The 20,928-nt window shown below is 45.6% G+C and carries 22 protein-coding genes and 5 tRNA genes; 22 read left to right on the plus strand and 5 right to left on the minus strand.

Annotation, left to right across the window (positions count from 1 at the left end):
* The first annotated feature begins 372 nt into the window (after positions 1 to 372).
* The 3 genes from M2387_RS19970 (at position 373) to dcyD (ending at position 2,820) form a co-directional block, all read left to right on the plus strand.
* Complete coding sequence (locus tag M2387_RS19970; protein WP_259052454.1) at positions 373 to 1,092, plus strand: RNA polymerase sigma factor FliA; 720 nt, start codon at positions 373 to 375, stop codon at positions 1,090 to 1,092.
* 36 nt (positions 1,093 to 1,128) lie between these two features.
* Positions 1,129 to 1,644, plus strand: a complete 516-nt coding sequence (gene fliZ, locus M2387_RS19975; protein ID WP_259052009.1) for a flagella biosynthesis regulatory protein FliZ — start codon at positions 1,129 to 1,131, stop codon at positions 1,642 to 1,644.
* 189 nt (positions 1,645 to 1,833) lie between these two features.
* Positions 1,834 to 2,820 carry a D-cysteine desulfhydrase gene (dcyD, locus tag M2387_RS19980; protein ID WP_259052011.1) on the plus strand — a complete coding sequence of 329 codons (987 nt, stop codon included), beginning with the start codon at positions 1,834 to 1,836 and terminating at the stop codon, positions 2,818 to 2,820.
* Between the two features lie 73 nt (positions 2,821 to 2,893).
* Here the strand turns inward: dcyD and M2387_RS19985 are convergent, their stop codons facing one another.
* Positions 2,894 to 3,118, minus strand: coding sequence for a DUF2594 family protein (locus M2387_RS19985; RefSeq protein WP_259052014.1), 225 nt, complete (start codon positions 3,116 to 3,118; stop codon positions 2,894 to 2,896).
* Positions 3,119 to 3,563: 445 nt separating this feature from the next.
* Here M2387_RS19985 and uvrY point away from each other — a divergent pair, with 445 nt between their 5' ends.
* From uvrY to M2387_RS20025, 8 genes are all read left to right on the plus strand, one after another.
* Positions 3,564 to 4,223 (plus strand): UvrY/SirA/GacA family response regulator transcription factor, encoded by a 660-nt coding sequence (gene uvrY, locus M2387_RS19990; protein ID WP_259052015.1) that lies wholly within the window; start codon positions 3,564 to 3,566, stop codon positions 4,221 to 4,223.
* The gene (gene uvrC / locus M2387_RS19995; RefSeq protein WP_259052455.1) at positions 4,216 to 6,048 is read left to right on the plus strand and encodes an excinuclease ABC subunit UvrC; all 1,833 of its coding nucleotides are present in this window, start codon (positions 4,216 to 4,218) and stop codon (positions 6,046 to 6,048) included. The genes uvrY and uvrC overlap by 8 nt, the downstream gene beginning before the upstream one ends.
* 58 nt (positions 6,049 to 6,106) lie before the next feature.
* Complete coding sequence (pgsA, locus tag M2387_RS20000; protein WP_259052016.1) at positions 6,107 to 6,655, plus strand: CDP-diacylglycerol--glycerol-3-phosphate 3-phosphatidyltransferase; 549 nt, start codon at positions 6,107 to 6,109, stop codon at positions 6,653 to 6,655.
* 159 nt (positions 6,656 to 6,814) lie between these two features.
* Positions 6,815 to 6,890: transfer RNA gene (locus M2387_RS20005), tRNA-Gly, on the plus strand.
* A 49-nt stretch (positions 6,891 to 6,939) separates the two neighbouring features.
* Positions 6,940 to 7,013: transfer RNA gene (locus tag M2387_RS20010), tRNA-Cys, on the plus strand.
* Positions 7,014 to 7,024: 11 nt separating this feature from the next.
* Positions 7,025 to 7,110 (plus strand) — tRNA-Leu (locus M2387_RS20015).
* Between the two features lie 99 nt (positions 7,111 to 7,209).
* Positions 7,210 to 7,283: transfer RNA gene (locus M2387_RS20020), tRNA-Cys, on the plus strand.
* 12 nt (positions 7,284 to 7,295) lie between these two features.
* Positions 7,296 to 7,381: transfer RNA gene (locus M2387_RS20025), tRNA-Leu, on the plus strand.
* Positions 7,382 to 7,619: 238 nt separating this feature from the next.
* Here the strand turns inward: M2387_RS20025 and M2387_RS20030 are convergent.
* Complete coding sequence (locus M2387_RS20030) at positions 7,620 to 7,904, minus strand: hypothetical protein (protein WP_259052017.1); 285 nt, start codon at positions 7,902 to 7,904, stop codon at positions 7,620 to 7,622.
* Positions 7,905 to 8,177: 273 nt separating this feature from the next.
* On the opposite strand from M2387_RS20030, the gene M2387_RS20035 reads away from it, so the two are divergent.
* A complete protein-coding gene (locus M2387_RS20035) occupies positions 8,178 to 8,747 on the plus strand; it encodes a UPF0149 family protein (protein WP_259052018.1) in 570 nt (189 codons plus the stop codon).
* Between the two features lie 318 nt (positions 8,748 to 9,065).
* Here the strand turns inward: M2387_RS20035 and ftnA are convergent, their stop codons facing one another.
* Positions 9,066 to 9,563 (minus strand): non-heme ferritin, encoded by a 498-nt coding sequence (ftnA, locus tag M2387_RS20040; RefSeq protein ID WP_259052019.1) that lies wholly within the window; start codon positions 9,561 to 9,563, stop codon positions 9,066 to 9,068.
* Positions 9,564 to 9,908: 345 nt separating this feature from the next.
* On the opposite strand from ftnA, the gene M2387_RS20045 reads away from it, so the two are divergent.
* Complete coding sequence (locus M2387_RS20045; protein WP_259052020.1) at positions 9,909 to 11,093, plus strand: NupC/NupG family nucleoside CNT transporter; 1,185 nt, start codon at positions 9,909 to 9,911, stop codon at positions 11,091 to 11,093.
* A gap of 60 nt (positions 11,094 to 11,153) precedes the next feature.
* Here the strand turns inward: M2387_RS20045 and M2387_RS20050 are convergent, their stop codons facing one another.
* Together M2387_RS20050 and yecR are read right to left on the minus strand one after the other, a co-directional pair.
* Positions 11,154 to 11,582, minus strand: a complete 429-nt coding sequence (locus tag M2387_RS20050) for a DUF3574 domain-containing protein (protein ID WP_259052021.1) — start codon at positions 11,580 to 11,582, stop codon at positions 11,154 to 11,156.
* 314 nt (positions 11,583 to 11,896) lie between these two features.
* Complete coding sequence (yecR, locus tag M2387_RS20055; RefSeq protein WP_259052022.1) at positions 11,897 to 12,235, minus strand: YecR-like lipofamily protein; 339 nt, start codon at positions 12,233 to 12,235, stop codon at positions 11,897 to 11,899.
* A 335-nt stretch (positions 12,236 to 12,570) separates the two neighbouring features.
* Between yecR and M2387_RS20060 the strand changes: the two genes are divergently transcribed.
* The 9 genes from M2387_RS20060 (at position 12,571) to cheW (ending at position 20,713) form a co-directional block, all read left to right on the plus strand.
* Positions 12,571 to 13,209, plus strand: a complete 639-nt coding sequence (locus tag M2387_RS20060; protein ID WP_259052024.1) for an RpiB/LacA/LacB family sugar-phosphate isomerase — start codon at positions 12,571 to 12,573, stop codon at positions 13,207 to 13,209.
* Between the two features lie 220 nt (positions 13,210 to 13,429).
* A complete protein-coding gene (locus M2387_RS20065) occupies positions 13,430 to 13,636 on the plus strand; it encodes a hypothetical protein (RefSeq protein WP_259052025.1) in 207 nt (68 codons plus the stop codon).
* Between the two features lie 102 nt (positions 13,637 to 13,738).
* Positions 13,739 to 13,990 carry a DUF2766 domain-containing protein gene (locus tag M2387_RS20070; RefSeq protein ID WP_259052026.1) on the plus strand — a complete coding sequence of 84 codons (252 nt, stop codon included), beginning with the start codon at positions 13,739 to 13,741 and terminating at the stop codon, positions 13,988 to 13,990.
* A 1,301-nt stretch (positions 13,991 to 15,291) separates the two neighbouring features.
* Positions 15,292 to 15,642: a flagellar transcriptional regulator FlhD gene (gene flhD, locus M2387_RS20075; RefSeq protein WP_259052027.1), complete on the plus strand. Its 351-nt coding sequence runs from the start codon at positions 15,292 to 15,294 to the stop codon at positions 15,640 to 15,642.
* A 1-nt stretch (position 15,643) separates the two neighbouring features.
* The gene (gene flhC / locus M2387_RS20080; RefSeq protein WP_259052028.1) at positions 15,644 to 16,222 is read left to right on the plus strand and encodes a flagellar transcriptional regulator FlhC; all 579 of its coding nucleotides are present in this window, start codon (positions 15,644 to 15,646) and stop codon (positions 16,220 to 16,222) included.
* A gap of 126 nt (positions 16,223 to 16,348) precedes the next feature.
* Entirely contained in the window at positions 16,349 to 17,239 is an 891-nt protein-coding gene (motA, locus tag M2387_RS20085; RefSeq protein WP_259052029.1) for a flagellar motor stator protein MotA, read from the plus strand.
* Positions 17,236 to 18,165 (plus strand): flagellar motor protein MotB, encoded by a 930-nt coding sequence (motB, locus tag M2387_RS20090; protein ID WP_259052030.1) that lies wholly within the window; start codon positions 17,236 to 17,238, stop codon positions 18,163 to 18,165. The genes motA and motB overlap by 4 nt, the downstream gene beginning before the upstream one ends.
* Positions 18,166 to 18,169: 4 nt before the next feature.
* Positions 18,170 to 20,191, plus strand: coding sequence for a chemotaxis protein CheA (cheA, locus tag M2387_RS20095; RefSeq protein WP_259052032.1), 2,022 nt, complete (start codon positions 18,170 to 18,172; stop codon positions 20,189 to 20,191).
* A 27-nt stretch (positions 20,192 to 20,218) separates the two neighbouring features.
* Positions 20,219 to 20,713, plus strand: coding sequence for a chemotaxis protein CheW (gene cheW, locus M2387_RS20100; RefSeq protein WP_259052034.1), 495 nt, complete (start codon positions 20,219 to 20,221; stop codon positions 20,711 to 20,713).
* The last annotated feature ends 215 nt before the right edge of the window (positions 20,714 to 20,928 follow it).

Raw genomic sequence — 20,928 nt, forward strand, 5'->3', positions numbered from 1 at the left:
GGTGAACTCATTGAATTATTGGAATAATCAGTGGATCACAAAACTCTATGCCTGTCTTATTTTAACCGCTCATTTTACTGGGGATTCCTCAGCGCTCCGGCGGGTTTTTTTATCGCTGCTGAATACCTGTATCAGCTCAAAGAGCGGGTATAAAAACTCTGGTATCGATCCCCATCGCTAACCAGGTTAACTCAGCTCAAACAGCGGGACAAATGTCCCCGGCTGTTGCTAGCTATTTCTGTTGGTTTCTTCGCCGTTTCTGGCTTTCTACTGCCAAATATACCCGCTATTTGCCCCACTATTCTGACGATTAAAACTCCTACAGAAACGGATAATTGTGCCGATGAATTAACTAACGCAAGGCTGTTTATGGTGAACGCACTCTATACCGCTGAAGGTGTCATGGATAAACACTCGCTGTGGCAGCGCTATGTCCCATTGGTCCGCCACGAAGCATTGCGTTTACAGGTTCGTCTACCCGCCAGCGTTGAACTAGACGATCTGCTGCAAGCCGGAGGAATTGGCTTACTGAATGCGGTGGACAGGTATGACGCTTTGCAAGGCACGGCTTTCACCACTTATGCGGTACAGCGTATTCGTGGGGCGATGCTGGACGAACTGCGTAGCCGCGATTGGGCACCGCGTAGTGTCAGGCGGAATGCGCGTGGTGTGGCCCAGGCCATTGGTCAGCTGGAACAAGAACTCGGGCGTAATGCCACAGAGACAGAAGTGGCGGCGCGACTGAATATTTCGCTGGAAAACTATCGCCAGATGTTGCTCGACACCAACAATAGTCAGTTGTTCTCCTATGACGAATGGCATGAAGAACATGGTGACGGCATTGAACTGATAACCGAGCAGCATCAGCAGGAAAACCCGCTTCAGGCTCTACTGGACGGCAATCTGCGGCAGCGGGTAATGGACGCGATAGAAAAATTACCCGACCGCGAGCAACAGGTTTTGACCCTCTATTACCAGGAGGAACTCAATCTTAAAGAGATTGGTGCGGTGCTGGAAGTAGGGGAGTCAAGAGTCAGCCAGCTGCATAGTCAGGCGATTAAACGTCTGCGAAGCAAGCTGGGCAAGTTATAGGCCTACCGAAAAATGCTATAACGCTGGGGAATAAAAATGATACAAAAACAAGCAAAAAGACGGCCCTTAAGCCGCTACCTGAAAGATTTTAAACATATCGCAACGCATTGTGCGCACTGTAGTAAAGAGCTGGACAGGATAACCCTGACCCGGGATGGTGCGATAGTAAACAAAGTTAGCATTGCTCAGCTTGATACCCTGATTACTGACGCCGACTGGCAAGAAGAGCAGGCTCACTGGGACGCGCTATGTCGCTTCTGCGGCGATCTCTATTGCAAAGAACAAAATAACTTTTTCGATATTATTGGTTTTAAACAGTATCTGTTTGAACAGACTGAGATGAGCCATGGCACTATTCGTGAATATGTGGTGCGGGTGCGTCGGCTGGGTAATTATTTCAGCGAGCATTCTGTTCCGCTGCCTGGTGAATCAAACGCATTTTCTCTGGAAGAGCTGAATGACGGGTTGCCTCAGACCAGCACCAATAATTACCGTATTGCCCTGCGTAAATACGATCAGTTTATCAGCAACAGAAACAGTGAATTACGTTAACGATTTATTACTCTGGATACGGGATATTCAATCGGTGAGAGCCAGAAGATGACCCGTACCTGGAGGGGGCTTTTTTAATCAAGACAGTAAAGCCTGATAATTTTTATCCGTATTTTTCCCCACAGAGCAACAAAACCGTCATCGCCAGGGCATAATCATCCTTACTTTCTTGTCTCTGTAAGAGGTTTTATGTCACTCAACAACTTAGTTCGTTTCCCCCGCCTTGAACTTCTGGGTGCACCCACGCCGCTGGAGTATTTACCGCGTTTTTCTGATTACCTTGGGCGCGAGATCTATATTAAACGCGACGATATTACTCCCGTTGCGCTGGGGGGCAATAAACTGCGTAAGCTTGAGTTTCTGGTGGCAGATGCATTAAGTCAGGGAGCGGATACGTTAGTCACTGCCGGGGCAATCCAGTCCAACCATGTCCGTCAAACGGCAGCGGTGGCAGCAAAATTAGGCCTCAATTGTGTGGCACTGCTGGAAAATCCCACGGGTAATCAGACGGCAAATTACCTGACCAATGGTAATCGTCTGTTGCTGGACTTGTTTAATGCAGAAATTGAAATGTGTCCGGCACTGGACAGACCAAACCAGCAGCTTGCCGAGCTCGCTATCCGCCTGGAAGCCCAGGGTTTCCGCCCTTATGTTATTCCGGTTGGTGGTTCCAGCGCGCTGGGTGCTTTGGGGTATGTGGAAAGTGCCCAGGAAATATTTCAGCAATGCGAAGGGGCAGTCGAACTCTCTTCTGTGGTGGTTGCATCGGGTAGCGGTGGAACTCATGCCGGGCTGGCGGTGGGGCTTGAACAATTAATGCCGCAGGTGGAACTGATAGGGGTCACGGTATCAAGAAGTCTGGAGCAGCAGTTACCGAAGGTCGCTGGTTTACAACAAGAGGTTGCAGAGTCTCTGGAGCTGGCGGCACAAAAACCGATAACCTTGTGGGATGACTACTTTGCGCCAGGTTATGGCCGTCCGAGTGAAGCGGGTCTGGCTGCGATTAAATTACTGGCCCAGCTGGAAGGGGTGGTACTTGACCCGGTCTATACCGGTAAAGCTATGGCAGGGTTAATTGACGGTGTTGCACAAAAACGCTTTAAAGATGAAGGCCCGATTCTGTTTATTCATACCGGCGGGGCTCCGGCACTTTTTGCCTACCACCAGGAACGGTAACGTTATCGACATCACGGCAGAAAGAGACTGAATCATGATGGCTGGCAAAGCTTATGCTGCCAGCCATCCGGATTTATTGTTTGTAAGCCTGTTTTATTTGTTTCACAGTATTACAAAAAACTTCTGCCTGGGCAGTATCTTCCATTTCGGCGATTTGTTTTTCCATTTTCAGGATCACACGCCCGGCATCGGCCTGGCCCATAGCCAGTAACATCTGTGTTAACAAGGCCTTCAGGCAGGAAACTTCGCTCGCCAGCTGGCGGGTATTCTCTTCCGTGGAAAAATCAGGAGTACTCATTTACGTTCCTCAATGCTGGGTTTGTCGCTGTTTCAGCGCGATAAAATATTAAGGCGACGGAGTATATCATGGCTTGCGTGAATTTTTTGCCCCGATACCGATGAAACCTGCCTGCATCAATTATAGCGGGGCAATGAAAACATGCGCAGATAGAGCTAAGCCCGATAAAGCGTTATAATAATCGGATAAGCTTTTAGCTCAGCAGCAGAGACAGAAGTTATAAAGGTGCGTATATCGACGAAACAAGAAGGGCGTTATTTTGTAAGCTTTTAATTACTCGATTGTTAGTTTTTTAAACAGACCATCGGCTAAAAAGATAAGAAAACTCTTCATAATGCGTCGTTGTCTACGCTTATAGCAAATTGAATTTGCCTCTCGCCTGAAAAGCGTTACTCTATGAATCGTTCCCATCAGTAACGTTATCCCTTTTCTGGAGATTTATTCTTTGATCAACGTACTTCTTGTTGATGACCATGAGTTGGTGCGAGCAGGGATACGACGTATTCTGGAAGATATTAAAGGCATTAATGTAACGGGTGAAGTTAATTGCGGTGAAGATGCCATTAAGTGGTGCCGTAATCAGTCGGTAGATGTGGTGTTAATGGATATGAACATGCCGGGGATCGGCGGACTGGAAGCGACCCGCAAAATTTTACGTTACGCGCCCGATATCAAAGTCATCATGCTGACTATTTATACTGAAAATCCTTTACCGGCGAAAGTCATGCAAGCTGGTGCCGCTGGCTATCTGAGTAAAGGCGCAGCGCCACAAGATATGGTTAATGCGATTCGACTGGTTATGTCGGGACAGCGTTATATAGCATCTGATATTGCGCAGCAAATGGCATTGAGCCAGATTGAACCCGATAAATCAGCTTCTCCTTTTGGCTGCTTGTCTGAGCGTGAATTACAAATCATGCTGATGATCACCAAAGGTCAGAAGGTTAATGAAATATCTGAACAGCTAAATTTAAGTCCTAAAACAGTCAATAGTTATCGTTATCGTATGTTTAGTAAGCTGAATATCAACGGTGATGTTGAATTAACGCATCTGGCGATTCGTTACGGACTTTTCGATGCGGAGACATTGTCCGGAAGTGAATGATATTTTTGATCCACGCGCTTTCTTAAAAACGGTTACCAGTAAGCCTGGTGTCTACCGGATGTATGACACCAGTGAAACCGTTATTTATGTCGGAAAAGCAAAAGATCTTAAAAAACGGCTGGCGAGTTACTTTCGTAGCAACCTTGCCAGTCGAAAAACTGAAGCTCTGGTGGCGCAGATAGCGCATATCGATGTCACCGTGACCCACACTGAAACGGAAGCGCTGCTGCTTGAGCATAATTATATTAAGCTCTATCAGCCCCGCTACAACGTTCTGTTACGTGACGACAAGTCTTATCCCTTTATTTTCTTGAGTGCGGATAGCCACCCACGACTGACGATGCACCGAGGGGCTAAACACGCTCGTGGTGAATACTTTGGTCCTTTTCCTAATGGCTATGCTGTCCGCGAAACGCTGGCGCTGTTGCAAAAAGTCTTTCCCGTGCGTCAGTGTGAAAACAGTGTTTATCGTAATCGTTCACGCCCTTGCTTACAGTATCAAATTGGCCGCTGTCTTGGCCCCTGCGTCAGTGGGCTTGTCAGCGAAGAGGACTATGCCCGGCAGGTGGACTATGTGCGCCTGTTTTTGTCAGGGAAAGATGACCAGGTTCTGAACTTGCTGATTGAGCGCATGGAACAGGCGAGCAGTCAGCTGGAATTCGAAGAAGCCGCGCGTATTCGTGACCAGATCCAGGCCGTGCGCCGGGTGACCGAACAGCAGTTTGTTTCGAATAATGGTGATGATCTGGATGTGATAGGGGTGGCATTTGATGCCGGCATAGCCTGTATTCATGTGCTCTTTATCCGTCAGGGCAAAGTACTTGGTAGTCGTAGCTATTATCCTAAAGTTCCGGCAGGCACTGAACTGGCCGAAGTAGTGGAAACCTTTATCGGGCAGTTCTATCTACAGGGCAGCGAAGCCCGTAGTTTGCCGAGCGAGATCCTGCTCGACTTCACCCTGCAAGATAAAACGGTGCTGGAGGATACGCTCAGTGAACTTGCCGGGCGTAAAATCAATATCCAGAGCAAGCCACGTGGCCCTCGCGCACGCTATTTAAAACTGGCACGTACCAATGCCGCAACCGCCTTAGTGACACGACTAACCGAGCAGTCGACGATTCATCAGCGTCTTAAAGCGCTGGCTGAAGTGCTCCAGTTGCCTGCTATTGCGCGCATGGAATGTTTTGATATCAGCCATACCATGGGGGAACAGACGGTTGCTTCCTGCGTGGTGTTCGACGCGAATGGTCCGTTACGGGCAGAATACCGGCGCTATAATATCACCGGTATTACACCGGGGGATGACTATGCCGCCATGGATCAGGTGCTACAGCGTCGCTACGGTAAGGCTATCGAGCCGGACAAGATCCCTGATGTGATTATCATTGATGGGGGAAAAGGGCAGCTGGGTCAGGCAAAAGCGGTATTTGAGCATCTTGATGTCCCCTGGGATAAGCATCATCCGCTATTACTGGGCGTCGCGAAGGGCACGGATCGTAAAGCAGGGCTGGAAACGTTATTTTTAGAGCCGACTGGCGAAGGTTTTGCCTTGCCACCTGACTCTCCGGCGCTGCATGTGATTCAGCATATTCGTGATGATTCACATAATCATGCGATTTCCGGACACCGGAATAAGCGTGCCAAAGTAAAAAATACCAGTGCACTGGAAACAATCGAAGGTATTGGACCAAAACGGCGTCAGATGCTGCTAAAATACATGGGCGGATTGCAGCCACTCAAGAACGCATCCGTCGAGGAAATAGCCAAAGTGCCCGGTATTTCACAGGCGCTTGCAGAAAAGATCTACTACTCGTTGAAACATTAGGGTCTCTGTAGCAACATAGAGGCAATTTACCACTTTCAGCAGAAAGCAACCTGGCGCTATGCAATTTAATATTCCTACAATGCTCACGCTATTCCGAGTCGTGCTTATCCCGTTTTTTGTTCTGGCGTTTTATCTGCCGTTCAACTGGGCTCCTTTCCTCTGTGCGTTTATTTTCTGGCTGGCGGCGATTACCGACTGGTTTGACGGCTTCCTGGCCAGAAGATGGAACCAAAGTACCCGCTTCGGTGCTTTTCTCGATCCGGTTGCCGATAAAGTCATGGTCGCCGTCGCGTTAGTGCTGGTAGCCGAACATTATCATGTCTGGTGGGTCACGTTGCCCGCAGCAACCATGATTGCCCGGGAAATTATTATTTCGGCCTTACGTGAGTGGATGGCTGAGATCGGTAAAAGAAGCAGTGTTGCCGTTTCCTGGATAGGTAAGACGAAGACAATGGCACAGATGCTGGCGTTGATTGGCATGTTATGGCGTCCTAACATGTGGATTGAGTACGCGGGTATTGTGCTTTTCTTTGTTGCAGCGGTACTGACATTCTGGTCAATGTTCCAATATTTAGCGGCTGCAAGGAACGATTTGCTCGAACAGTGATCTATCCGGCGCAAAAATAATCAAACGATTCGTAGAGTTAGAAAATTTAATTGACTCGCCGCGCCAGATAAGTAGAATGCAACGCATCGAAAGGCAGCAAGGCTGCTTCGATAAGAGTAAAAGCAAGTGATTAGGTTTTTATCTTCTTACTTGTAAAGTGCGGGAATAGCTCAGTTGGTAGAGCACGACCTTGCCAAGGTCGGGGTCGCGAGTTCGAGTCTCGTTTCCCGCTCCAGATATCAGGTAACAGAGTTTCTGTTGCTGGCTGTAAAGGCTTAGAGATTGGCGCGTTAGCAAAGCGGTTATGTAGCGGATTGCAAATCCGTCTAGTCCGGTTCGACTCCGGAACGCGCCTCCAAATTTTCCCGAGCCCGGATGGTGAAATCGGTAGACACAAGGGATTTAAAATCCCTCGGCTTATGGCTGTGCGAGTTCAAGTCTCGCTCCGGGCACCATGGGAAATACAAGAATAAAATCAATGATAAGCAGTGTCGTGTAAGCCACCTTCGGGTGGTTTTTTATTGTACAGAATTTAATGTAAAGCCTTAAAGGCTGGCGCGTTAGCAAAGCGGTTATGTAGCGGATTGCAAATCCGTCTAGTCCGGTTCGACTCCGGAACGCGCCTCCAATATTTTCATGAGCCCGGATGGTGAAATCGGTAGACACAAGGGATTTAAAATCCCTCGGCTTATGGCTGTGCGAGTTCAAGTCTCGCTCCGGGCACCATGGAAATACAAGAATAAAATCAATGATAAGCAGTGTCGTGCAAGCCACCTTCGGGTGGTTTTTTATTGCCTGAAATTTGCCTTCCTTTATTTGGTTTCGTCATAAGAGTGGGGTATTGCTGCCCCCACTTGCTTTGGCTGCTCAGCCTCTGAAATCATAAAAACTCCCGAAGATGGAGTTATTTATCCTGGGCTGCTGCTGTATCTTTCTTAAAAAAATAATCTTTTTGTGAATTCAGCTATTTACGTTTTAACCATTTCTTCTGAAACAGGTATGTTGTAAATGCAGTCAGAGCGCCTATAACAGGCATGGCTATCGCACCTGCGAGAAAGTTTTTATGATCTGTCTGATTATTCCTGCGGATATCTTCAAAGCGAGCAAGCGCTTTTTCTTCATTCAGCGCACTGACTTCTTCAAACTGTTTTTTAAATCCTTTTTCAATTAATTGAAATGCTCTGTCCACATCCATTATTTCCAGGGCAATAATTTGATCATCCTTTTGAAAAAAACAGTAGTCGCGCATAAAAACTCCAAATAGAGAATCATCGGGTCTGTTATATAAGTGTTTAAATAGAAATTAAGACACTTTCCTGTTAACCAGTATGAGCCTTTTTTTTATAGAAATGAATCGATCGTATCGCAATAACAGCATACCGATATAGGGTTATAGCGGCCTGGTGGCGCTTCTTTCCCTGCATCTCCTGCACTTTCGTTGTACTATAGTAAAACTATGATGAATTGCCTCACAGGCCGCTTGCCCGGATGGGTTGGGCTGTGATGCCAGGAGGAGCCAGCAATGAACCAGGGACCACTCAGTGAAGAAGAAATTGAATGGATTGATGAAGTATTAGCCAAGTATGGAACCCCGGACTCGGTCATTGATGCAGCGGAGCTGGACGGCTTACTGACAGCTCTGTTATCAATGCGTGATACTTTTGAACCCACAGAGCTATGGCAGGCAATATGGGGTACGTTACCCGAGTGGGAGAGCGATGCCGAGCGAGTACGCTTTGAAGGGCTGGTTAACCAGCATCAGCAGGATATCGCTGAGCGTCTGGAATTCTATCCGACACAGTTTGAACCCCTGTTTGGCAGTGATGAGGTCGATAACCGGGAAATCGTGCTGGTGGAAGAGTGGTGTTATGGTTATATGCGCGGTGTCATGCTGACTAATCGCGTTGACCTGCCAGAAGAATTACGCCCGGCCCTCGCCGTTATTGCCTTACATGGTATAGAAGAGAATGTTGTGACAATCAATCAGATGTCACCGGCGGCGTTTCTCGACAGTCTTGACCAGATAAAACCCGCAGTATTGAGTTTGTATCATTACTGGCAGCGCCGACAGAGCGGTCAGGCATTACACTAGCATACCCGTCATACTTCAAGTTGCATGCACGTTGGCTGCATTCGTTCATCCGAATCATTTACTTGTGTAAGCTCATCGGGATTCTCTCACTTGCCGCTTACGAGACTCATCAATGAGTCTCGCCCAGGCGGGCCAACGCTTTGCGTTGATCAAAACGTAAACGTTTTGTCCTGCAACTCGAATTATTTTGGATATAACGCTGTGATGTTTTAAGTTGCCAGGGGGCGTAAAAAAGGGGGGAGTTGGAACCGAACTTTTACCTGCGTATACAGGAAATATTTTGCAGGCTGAAGCAGCCTGCAAAATGAATCTGGGCTCTTAGGACTGAGAGTCCAGAGTTGCCAGTTCTTTATCGATGAAGTACAAGCCATCACCGCTGGTACCCACAAGACTGAGTTTATCCAGTACAGATTTAAACAGTTTTTCTTCTTCGTGTTGCTCAGCAACATACCATTGCAGGAAATTAAATGTAGGGTAATCCTGGGAACTCATTGCCGCATGTGCCAGTTCATTAATCTGACTAGTTATTAATTGCTCGTGTTCGTAAGTTGCTTTAAATAAAGCGTCTAACGAAGCATAATCACTATAAGGTGATGCAATAGCATTAATTTGTGGCATATTTCCTGTGTCGCTTAAATAAGCAAACAGGCGTTGCATATGCGTCATTTCTTCCTGAGCGTGGCGACGTAAAAATGCTGCCGCGCCTTCGAAACTGTGGTAGCTACACCATGCGCTCATCTGCTGGTATAGCAGGGAAGAAAAGAGCTCAAGGTTCATTTGCTCGTTGAGCTTTTCGATCATATCCTTTTTTAACATGTGCAACTCCATAAATAAGGTCTGGAAGATAATTAATACTTTAGATATATATTTGCAGAAAAGCAAATGGAATGTTGCAATTATTAATTAAATGAGAATGGTTGTTAATATTATTATTGGTTAAATTTTCTGGTAATAATAATGCGAATTACTCTTATTATATATTCCATGAAATATTCAATAATAAATAGAATAACCCTGAATAAAAAATCTCGTAGAAACAAGCTCGTTTCGTTCATGGCAGGACACAGATGAACGTCACCTCACAGAAATAAATTCTGTCCAGGGCATTTACCTCGCCGGTCAGCTGTGGCTAAATGCTTTTCTTTCAACGTTGTCAGTAACATGAATATTCTTCATTTTGTCCTTGCTCTGTTTGTTATCCTTGGCCTTGCCTGGCTAGTTAGCTTTGACCGTAAAACCATTCGTATTCGCTATTTAGTCCAGTTGGTCGTTATCGAAGGCCTGCTGGCATTCTTCTTCCTGAATTCAGATAGCGGATTAAGCATCATCAACGCTGTCTCTGGCTTCTTTGGTCATTTACTGTCCTATGCTGCAGAGGGAAGTGATTTTGTTTTTGGTGGAATGAGTAAAGCCGGACTAGCATTTATTTTTCTCGGGGTGCTGTGTCCGATAATTTTTATTTCAGCATTGATCGGTATTTTGCAGCATTTTCGTATTCTGCCTGTGATCATTCGCGTGGTGGGTTTACTGCTGTCAAAAGTGAATGGCATGGGGAAACTTGAGTCATTTAACTCTATCAGCTCACTGATCCTTGGGCAGTCAGAAAACTTCATTGTTTACAAAGGTGTTCTGGCAGATTTAAGCTCACGTCGTCTGTTTACTATGGCAGCAACGGCGATGTCGACTGTATCACTGGCTATTGTCGGCGCTTATATGACAATGCTGGAACCTAAGTATGTGGTTGCGGCGCTGATCCTCAATATGTTCAGTACCTTTATTATTCTGACGATAATCAACCCAACTCGTCCGGGAACGGAAGAGCCTGAAATCAAACTAGAAAAACTGCATGAATCTCAGAGTTTCTTTGAAATGCTGGGCGAGTATATTCTTGCTGGTTTTAAAGTTGCGATGATTATTCTGGCAATGCTGATTGGTTTTATTGCTTTAATCAGTGCGCTGAATGCCTTGTTTGCAACAGTTTTTGGTATGAGTTTCCAGCAGATACTGGGTTATGTTTTCTATCCTTTCGCCTGGCTTGTCGGGATACCCCATGCTGATGCTCTGGCTGCTGCCGGAATTATGGCAACTAAGCTGGTCGCGAACGAATTTGTCGCCATGATTGAACTACAAAAAATCATGGCGACCTTATCGCCACGGGGCTTGGGTATTCTGTCAGTCTTCCTGGTTTCTTTTGCTAACTTTGCTTCGATTGGTATTGTTGCCGGGGCGATTAAAGGTCTGAACGAACAGCAGGGGAACGTGGTATCACGTTTTGGTCTGCGTTTAGTCTATGGCGCGACGCTGGTGAGTTTGCTGTCCGCAGCATTTGCCGGACTGGTGCTATAAACGCTGTGCGAGAGAGAAGAAGTGTATTCTCTTTCGCACAATAATGCGCCCGGCGAGTGACTAAAACGCCACGCACACTTTCTGGTCAACACGCATTACCGAATCCTGGTTAAAACGTGACTGATAAGTGCTACGTAATTTCTCAATATTACTGTTACTTTCTGCATCTCCGGCGTGAATAAGCATCAGTGCCTTGCTAGACTCCCGCGCCAGTTTTCCATCTTTACCCAGCCACTGCCCGCTAGCATTAAATACGGTAAGTCCTTCACGAAAGCTTGGGGTTACATCGTTATCAACGAACTGCTGCCACTCTGTCGTAGTGATTTCAGGCCCTGCCGGGCGATTGAGACCAAAATAGAGAGTGCTTTGAGTCATGGTGTCACCGATGGCACAGGACTGAGCTATGTTTGACGGTGTTTTTGTTCCGCCAGCACAACCTGTCAGAAGTAACAGCAAAGCGCCCGTTAAGGCTGTTTTATAGAATGTCATTATGCATCTGTCCGATTTGGGTATGTCTGCAGGTGATTTAATCGCGCATTAAAACGCTTGATACTGCGCAATGCGAGGTGTCTATCAAATTACGCTCCAATATACCGAGCAAATCATTTATAAGCAGCAGGGAGTTTACTGATTGCTTAAACTGGCAACAATTTCTGATATTTTCTGGAAAAAGTGCGTCATAACCGCAATAGAAGAAGGCAGATAAAAGAGAGAAAACGACTGGGCGTGAATTCATCACGATATCTTTGTGAAGCGGCGGTAGAGATGCGATCCACTTACCGCGCTAACGGATGATAATGGGGTTACCAGTTACTCGTCACAACAGAGTAAGGCGCTCCGCCTGTGCCCCGGCACTGGTAGTCCAGTAATACATCGTAGTTCAGACATTGTGGGCCGCTGAATACTGTACAAGTTTTGGTTTCACCATAGGGTAATGCAGTTAAATAACCCCATTTCTGACACTGCTGAACAGCGGTCGATTGCGTCTGCAGCTCATCAATTTTCCCACTGTTAAGCGGTAACAAGCTATACCCCAGACGAACCACTCCAGCGGTAGGATCGGTACTTACGATGTCAGGCGTTTTATTTAATGTACACCCGCTAAGCAGCAGGGTGGCAATGAACAGACAATGATACTTCATCTTATTGATACCTTAGCCAGATTAGTTTCAGGGTAGCACGAGCGGTAATTGAAGAAAGTAGTCTTTACCGTGGAAGCAGTGATTACCTGTTGTTTTGATTTAAAATATTAAGTTAAGTGAAATTGTCTTTGGGATATTCTTTGCAACTGTCAGTGCAGAATACGCTAACGTTGCATTTTATTTTTTCGGATAAAAAAATAGCGAACTGTGAAGGCCATCTTACTTTTTTAAAATAATGTTTCATTAAAATTGAGGTGGCGTTCTTTGAATAGTAGTGTATTACCATGAGTGATACCCGATGCTGAACTTTCCGCGAAATAACCTGGAGGTAAAATATGAAAATTGCACTGATGATGGAAAATAGCCAGGCAAGTAAAAATGCTATTATTCTTAAAGAATTGCAGGCTGTTGCCTCGGAAAAAAACTACCCGGTCTTTAATGTTGGTATGAGTGATGAACAGGATCATCATCTGACGTATATTCATCTCGGTATTATGGCGAGTATTTTACTGAATGCCAAGGCGGTAGATTTTGTGGTAACCGGTTGTGGAACCGGGCAGGGTGCTTTAATGTCACTCAATATTCATCCGGGTGTTATCTGTGGTTATTGTATCGATCCGGCAGATGCTTTCTTATTTTCACAAATTAATAACGGCAACGCACTGTCACTACCTTACGCTAAAGGATTTGGCTGGGGTGCAGAATTAAATGTTCGTTATATTTTTGAAAAGGCATTTAGCGGGCCTCGAGGGGAAGGTTATCCTGCTGAACGAAAAGAACCACAGGTACGTAATGCAGGTATATTTAGTCAGGTAAAAGCGGCTGTAGTGAAAGAACATTATCTTGATACCTTACGCGCTATAGATCCTGAACTGGTGAAAACGGCAGTCTCAGGAGAGCGCTTCCAGACCTGTTTCTTTGAAAATTGTCAGAATAAAGAGATTGAAGCTTTTGTTCGTAATGTACTGGCTTGAAGACCATAACTGAAGGTTCAGGCTCATTCTGAGCCTTCAGATTGATTCTGTTCATTGTATATTTTCAGACATAAGCAACATCTCCTCTTTGAATTCCTCCGCCTTAATTCACGCTATTTTCGGTTATCAACCGGGTATTCTGCTGGCGTGGAGATACATCATGGTGTTCAGTATCAGGATAGCGCTATAATTGAGCCCTAACCTGATGGAGAGCTTTATCATGACGCAACAAGTAAATAAAACTGAACTGAGCGAACGGCAAAAAGATGAAATTGACGAGATGGCTCTGGACAGAGTTCGGGCAATGAATAGCGACGAATATTTATGTCAGCGAATTGATCAGAAAGTTCAGGCTATGGAAGAGCATCTGAAGGCGTATTTCCATCAGCGTTTTTCTTTCCATCAAAATAAATCATCAGACGCTTAGACATAGTCAACAGTAATCATTTATTGCAAGCGCCGCCCGGCGAGTTGCTTCGTTTCAAACGGAGCAGGTAGATTGTCGGGCGAACAGAACAGGAGAAGAAGTATGGCCGAGCAGTTTTCTGCCGATCAGGAGTTGGTTTCTGATGTCGTCGCGTGTCAGTTGGTAATCAAGCAAATTCTCGATGTAATCGACGTTATTGCTCCGGTTGAAGTGCGGGACAAAATGGCGCATCAGTTAAAATCAATTGATTTTGCCAGACACCCTGCTGGAGCTGACCCTGTCACCCAGCGTGCTATTCAGAAAGCGATAGCGCTTATTGAACTCAAGTTTTCCCCACAACAAGATGCACACTAATTACTGAGTGTATCAGCCTGTAAAGAGGACGTGCATTCTGCTCGTCCCTCTTATTTCCGATATATTTTCTGAATCCATTCAGCCTGGTTTACGCGTCTGTCTGTCGTTATTTCCGTAAACATTTAACGGCATAATTTTAGTTGAAACTCTGCATCACATTATTCGCAGCGGCCTGACATTTTTTTATATAGAGATTATTTTCGCCCGACAATAACTGGATGTTATTGGTGCGTTTTGGAACCATGAAGTGATAAGTGACGACAGAATTATTGTTTAATTATCCCGGGATACTTCGTAAGTGTTACCTCCCTGTTAGCAGGTCGCTGCGTTTGTAGCAAAAAATTATTGATGTAATGTTATTGAACAAGGCAGGCTCAGTAAAATATGACCGAATGTTGATAACATTTGGATAGTTTCAAATATAACCTTAAAAATTTTAAGCCTTAAATACGGCAGATTCAGGGGTAAATTCTCATAATTTGCGCGATAAAAATACCAACCTATTTCATCCTGATAGTTAAATTGTTCTTATGAAATAAATTCATTTATTTTTCTCAGCACATGAGTCCTGACAGAGTGCACTTGCTTGAAATGATCAGGAAATTAAAATTTATGAAAAATCGCTGCAATGATTTAACTATCTATCATTACTGGTTAAATTTTGCTCTAAATGAACGTGGTATCTGGGTGAATGCGTAACAATAACGAATAAAACATAATTGTTCATAAATACCTGAAACTTTAATTTATTCGCTATCCTACTAAAAAATATGACTAATTTTAATCACTCTTGTTTTGTTGAATGCCAGATAATAACTCGTCTACAAAGTCCGATCCTTTGATCAACATTTGATCAAATGAAAAGCCACACTGATGATTTGATGAGAAATTTCCTAACAAATTATGTGATGCTCGTCACATTTTTTTCAAAATCGCAGCATGTTTCATTGTATGTGCTACCTGCTACGAGTAGAGTTCGCCTTCATTAGGATAAATCTTAATTTTCAAACGCCAGAGAACTAAAAAAATATCTTTTGTTTGTAATCATTCGTAAGTTTTAGACCGTGATTTTGTAGTCGTTGTAGCTTTTCGGGAGTTTTTACTGGTGATTTAATGCCTCGTTGCCAGCGATAACTGTCGAAGTAATGGGGTGTGGTTAATGTTTTTTAATCTTCAGACGATAACTATAGGTGACATAGGTTTGTTCTGACGTTTCCAGAAAACAACCATTAGCGCTTATCTTATCCTGAGAAATTAGGATTAACTGGCACAAACAAACAGTAGTTTTTGGGATGGTAAAAATGCATACATCCGAGTTGCTAAAACATATATATGATATCAATTTGTCATATTTACTACTCGCACAGCACCTCATTGGCCAGGATAAAGCCTCCGCGATTTTTCGCTTAGGTATTACTGAAGATATGGCAACGACCTTGGTTGAGTTAACGTTACCTCAAATGGTCAAATTAGCGGAAACAAACCAACTGGTATGTCAATTCCGCTTCACCGATCATCAGACAATTACTCGCCTGACGCAGGATTCTCGTGTGGATGATTTACAACAAATCCATACCGGTATTTTATTATCTACCCATTTACTTAATGGGATATCAGAACCAGTTGATACATCCAAGAAGAAAAGAGCGTGAAATGAGTGAAAAAAGTATTGTTCAGGAAGCCCGGGATATTCAGCTGGCAATGGAGCTCATTACTTTAGGTGCCAGGCTACAGATGCTAGAAAGTGAAACGCAACTGAGTCGTGGCCGTCTTATTAAACTCTACAAAGAGTTACGTGGTAGCCCGCCTCCAAAAGGGATGCTGCCTTTTTCTACTGACTGGTTTATGACTTGGGAGCAAAACATTCATGCTTCCATGTTTTGTAATGCCTGGCAGTTTTTATTGCGCAGCGGATTAAGTGAAGGGGTTGATGCCGTTATCAAGGCCTATCGCCTTTATCTTGAACAATGTCCTTCTCCGGCAGATGGACCATTACTGGCACTGACCCGCGCCTGGACACTGGTTCGTTTTGTCGAAAGTGGCATGCTGGAACTCTGTGAATGCAACAGCTGCAGCGGTAAATTTATCGCTCATGCTCATCAACCCGCGGGTAGTTTTACCTGCAGTCTTTGCCAGCCTCCCTCCAGAGCCGTAAAAAGACGTAAACTTTCCATAAACTCTGCCGATATTATTCCGCAACTGCTGAATGAACAGGTAGAACAGGTCGTTTAACACACACAGTGTTAAAACATCTCAGCAGCGGTGAAGTTTTACTGCTGCTTTTTTTATGTCTGCGTTTTAGACCTGTTGTTGTTTTTTGTTCACTCTCACCACATTCAATAGCGGAAGGATTGTCTCGTGCTGATTTTAATAGGTTATCTGGTCGTTATAGTGACTGTATTTGGCGGTTATATGATGACGGGCGGGCATCTTGGCGCGCTGTATCAACCCTCAGAATTTATCATCATTGGTGGTGCGGGTGTTGGGGCCTTTATCGTCGGTAATAACGGTAAAGCTATCAAGGCCACAATGAAAGCGTTGCCGTTGCTGTTTCGTCGCTCGAAATACAACAAAAGTATGTATATGGATCTGATGGCGTTGCTGTATCGCCTGATGGCTAAGTCACGCCAGCAAGGGATGTTTTCTCTTGAGCGTGATATTGAAAAACCTGCTGAAAGCGAAATCTTTGCCAGCTATCCGCGGATCCTTGCGGATCCCATCATGCTGGATTTTATCGTCGATTATTTGCGTCTGATAATCAGCGGCAATATGAATACTTTTGAAATCGAAGCTTTGATGGACGAAGAAATAGAAACTCATGAAAGTGAAGCAGAAATCCCCGCAAATAGCTTGTCACTGGTGGGGGATTCTTTACCTGCTTTCGGAATAGTCGCGGCGGTTATGGGCGTTGTTAATGCCCTGGCATCAGCCGATCGTCCGGCGGCTGAACTGGGGGCATTGATTGCGCATGCGATGGTGGGAACATTCCTGGGTATTTTACTGGCTTATGGGTTTGTTTCGCCACTTGCCTCGGTATTACGGCAGAAAAGTGCCGAAACCACGAAAATGATGCAATGCGTCAAAGTGACTTTGCTATCGAGTCTTAATGGCTATGCGCCACCTATCGCTGTGGAATTTGGACGTAAAACGCTCTATTCCAGCGAACGTCCATCGTTTATTGAACTTGAAGAACATGTTCGTGCTGTTCGTTCCCCGAATGCCCAACGAAGCACGGAAGAGGAAGTATGAAAAATCAGGCTCACCCTATCGTTGTCGTCAGACGACGTAAGAGCAAACATCATGCACAGGGTGGGCATGGTTCATGGAAGATTGCATATGCCGATTTTATGACCGCCATGATGGCTTTCTTTCTGGTGATGTGGCTTATCTCCATTTCCAGCCCTAAAGAACTGGCACAAATTGCCGATTATTTTCGTACCCCACTGGCTCAGGCCATTACGGGGGGGGAGCGTCTTTCGGATAGTTTCAGTCCGGTTCCTGGCGGTGGAGACGATGTAACTCAGCAACAGGGTGAAGTTAAAAAACATCCTGATATTGAAGAGTTACGTAAACGTATGGAAAGTAATCGCCTTAAACGCATCAAAGGCGATCTCGACCAGTTGATTGAGTCTGATCCTAAATTACGGGCTTTGCGTCCGCATTTACAGATAAAGCTGGTTCAGGAAGGTTTACGTATCCAGATAATTGATAGTCAGAACCGCCCAATGTTTAAAACGGGGAGTGCAGAGGTTGAACCCTATATGCGTGATATTTTGCGCAAGATTGCACCTGTTTTGAATGATTTACCTAATAAAATCAGTCTTTCCGGACATACAGATGATCTCCCTTATGCGAGTGGTGAGCGAGGTTACAGTAACTGGGAACTATCGGCCGATCGGGCAAATGCTTCACGCCGTGAACTGGTTACCGGCGGACTGGATGAAGGAAAAGTTCTGCGTGTCGTTGGGATGTCATCAACGATGGTGCTCTCGGACAAAGGTGCCGGGGATGCAATTAACCGTCGTATCAGTTTGTTAGTTCTTAATAAACAGACTGAAAGTGCCATCATGCATGAAAACGCAGAGAGTGAAAATAAACCCTTGGACGCCTTGATAGCGCTGCCTGATACGTCTCCTGGGAATAATAACATTGCGCCACAACCAGATATGAGGTGATAGCGTGAGTATGGATATCAGCGATTTTTACCAGACATTTTTCGATGAGGCAGATGAGTTACTGGCTGATATGGAGCAGCATTTGCTGGACCTGACACCCGAATCTCCTGATTCAGAACAGTTAAATGCTATTTTCCGTGCGGCGCACTCCATTAAAGGTGGGGCAGGAACTTTCGGTTTTAGCCTGCTGCAGGAAACAACCCACCTGATGGAAAATCTTCTCGATGAGGCTCGGCGTGGCGAAATGCAGCTTAGCTCAGACATTATCAACCTGTTTTTGGAAACCAAAGATATTATGCAGGAACAGTTAGATGCCTATAAAGCTTCAGAAGAACCCGATGCAGCAAGTTTTCAGTATATTTGCCAGGCACTACGTCAGTTAGCACTGGAAACTCAAGCTGGAGCGGTTAACAAACCGCAGGTGACCGAGGCCGCACAGCCTGCTGTCGTGACATCTGCCGGTAGCTCAGGTAATAAACTGCGCGTGCTGCTGGACGGTTTGAAAGAAGCTGAACGCGATGTGATGTTAGACGAACTGGCCAATCTCGGGGATGTCAGCGAGGTAGTGAAAGAGGCTACATCACTGACGGTCACCCTTGAGACCACGGTCAGTGGGGATGATATCGCAGCCGTATTATGTTTTGTTATTGAGCCTGAACAGATTCACTTTTTACCACTTGAGACTCTGCCAGAACCCGAACTCTCTGTTACTGCTGTCGATGTTGCGGTCATTGCGCCTCCTGCACCGGCAGTTGTTGAGGTCAAAAACTCGTTACCAGAACCTTTAGCCCCCGTAACCGGCCGTGTGATTCGGGATAAACCGACCACGCGTGGTGCTGAATCAAGCAGTATTCGTGTCGCAGTGGAAAAAGTTGACCAGCTCATTAACCTGGTGGGTGAACTGGTTATTACCCAGTCGATGCTGGCCCAGCGTTCAGGCGAATTAGACCCGGTTCAGCATGGCGATTTGATTGCCAGCATGGGGCAACTGGAACGTAATGCCCGCGATCTGCAAGAGTCGGTGATGTCTATTCGTATGATGCCGATGGAATATGTCTTTAGTCGCTTCCCTCGGCTGGTGCGTGACCTGGCCAGTAAACTGGATAAACAGGTAGAGCTGACACTGCTGGGGAGTTCAACCGAACTCGATAAAAGTCTCATTGAACGCATTATCGATCCATTAACGCATCTGGTACGTAACAGTCTTGACCATGGTATTGAGTCACCAGAAAAACGCCGCGCTGCCGGTAAAAGTGAGTCAGGAAATCTGATTCTGTCTGCTGAACACCAGGGCGGAAATATCTGTATCGAAGTGTCCGATGACGGTGCCGGACTGAATCGTGAACGTATTCTGGCGAAGGCCTTATCTCAGGGGCTGGCCGTTCACGAAAATATGAGTGATGAAGAAATTGGCATGCTGATTTTTGCGCCAGGTTTCTCAACTGCCGAGCAGGTCACTGATGTTTCCGGACGTGGCGTGGGTATGGACGTAGTGAAACGTAATATCCAGGAAATGGGCGGCCACGTTGAAATTCAGAGCAAAGCCGGAGCAGGAACCACGATACGGATCTTGCTGCCACTGACCCTCGCCATTCTCGATGGTATGTCGGTGAAAGTCAGTGATGAAGTCTTTATTCTGCCACTGAATGCCGTCATGGAATCTTTGCAGCCTCAGGAACAAGATTTACATCCATTAGCCGGTGGAGAGCGTGTACTGGAAGTTCGCGGAGAGTATCTGCCGTTAGTCGAACTCTGGAAAGTGTTTGAAGTGCAGGGGGCAAAAACTGAAGCCACGCAAGGCATCGTTGTCATTCTGCAAAGTGCAGGCCGCCGCTTTGCACTGCTGGTTGATCAGCTGATTGGTCAGCATCAGGTTGTGGTAAAAAATCTTGAGAGTAATTATCGCAAAGTGCCGGGTATTTCAGCAGCCACGATTTTAGGTGATGGAAGCGTCGCCTTAATTGTCGATGTTTCTGCCCTGCAAGGTTTAAATCGTGAACAACGTCTGGCGCTTCCCGTCGCTTGATCAACCGCTTAAGAAATAGGTACGCAAATGACAGTATCCACTCATGTGACAAAATTAACTGGCGAGACCGTAGGACAAGAATTCCTGGTGTTTACGCTCGGTAACGAAGAATACGGTATTGATATTCTGAAAGTGCAGGAAATTCGCGGTTATGATCAAGTGACCCGAATTGCGAATACCCCTAACTTTATTAAAGGCGTTACCAATCTACGCGGTGTGATTGTGCCAATCATCGACTTACGTATTAAATTTGCTCAGGACGATGTGGAATATAATGACAATACTGTCGTTATTGTGCTGAATTTTGAACAACGCGTCGTCGGTATTGTGGTTGATGGTGTCTCTGATGTGTTATCGCTGACCACCGATCAGATTCGACCGGCTCCTGAGTTTGCCGTCACGCTTTCGACAGAATACCTCACTGGTCTCGGGGCGCTGGGAGATCGCATGCTGATACTGGTCAATATTGAAAAATTATTGAGCAGTGAAGAAATGGCCTTAGTAGAATCCGCCGCACTATAATGAAGTCTCTGTAACCGTAAAAAGCCTTATCTGTACCCGCAGATAAGGCTTTTCTTTTTATTATTAGCACCCTCTCCAGTAATTCACTCATTTCCTTGCGCCATAAATAAAGTTTCCGCTACTGCTGCCGATAACAACGATTAACGCTTGCTGAACATCTCTGGCAAAGAAATCAATAAGTCACTCAGGGCTTCAGACGGAATTATTCGATTCTG

Source organism: Klebsiella sp. BIGb0407 (assembly GCF_024807845.1).
Lineage (GTDB): Bacteria > Pseudomonadota > Gammaproteobacteria > Enterobacterales > Enterobacteriaceae > JGM124.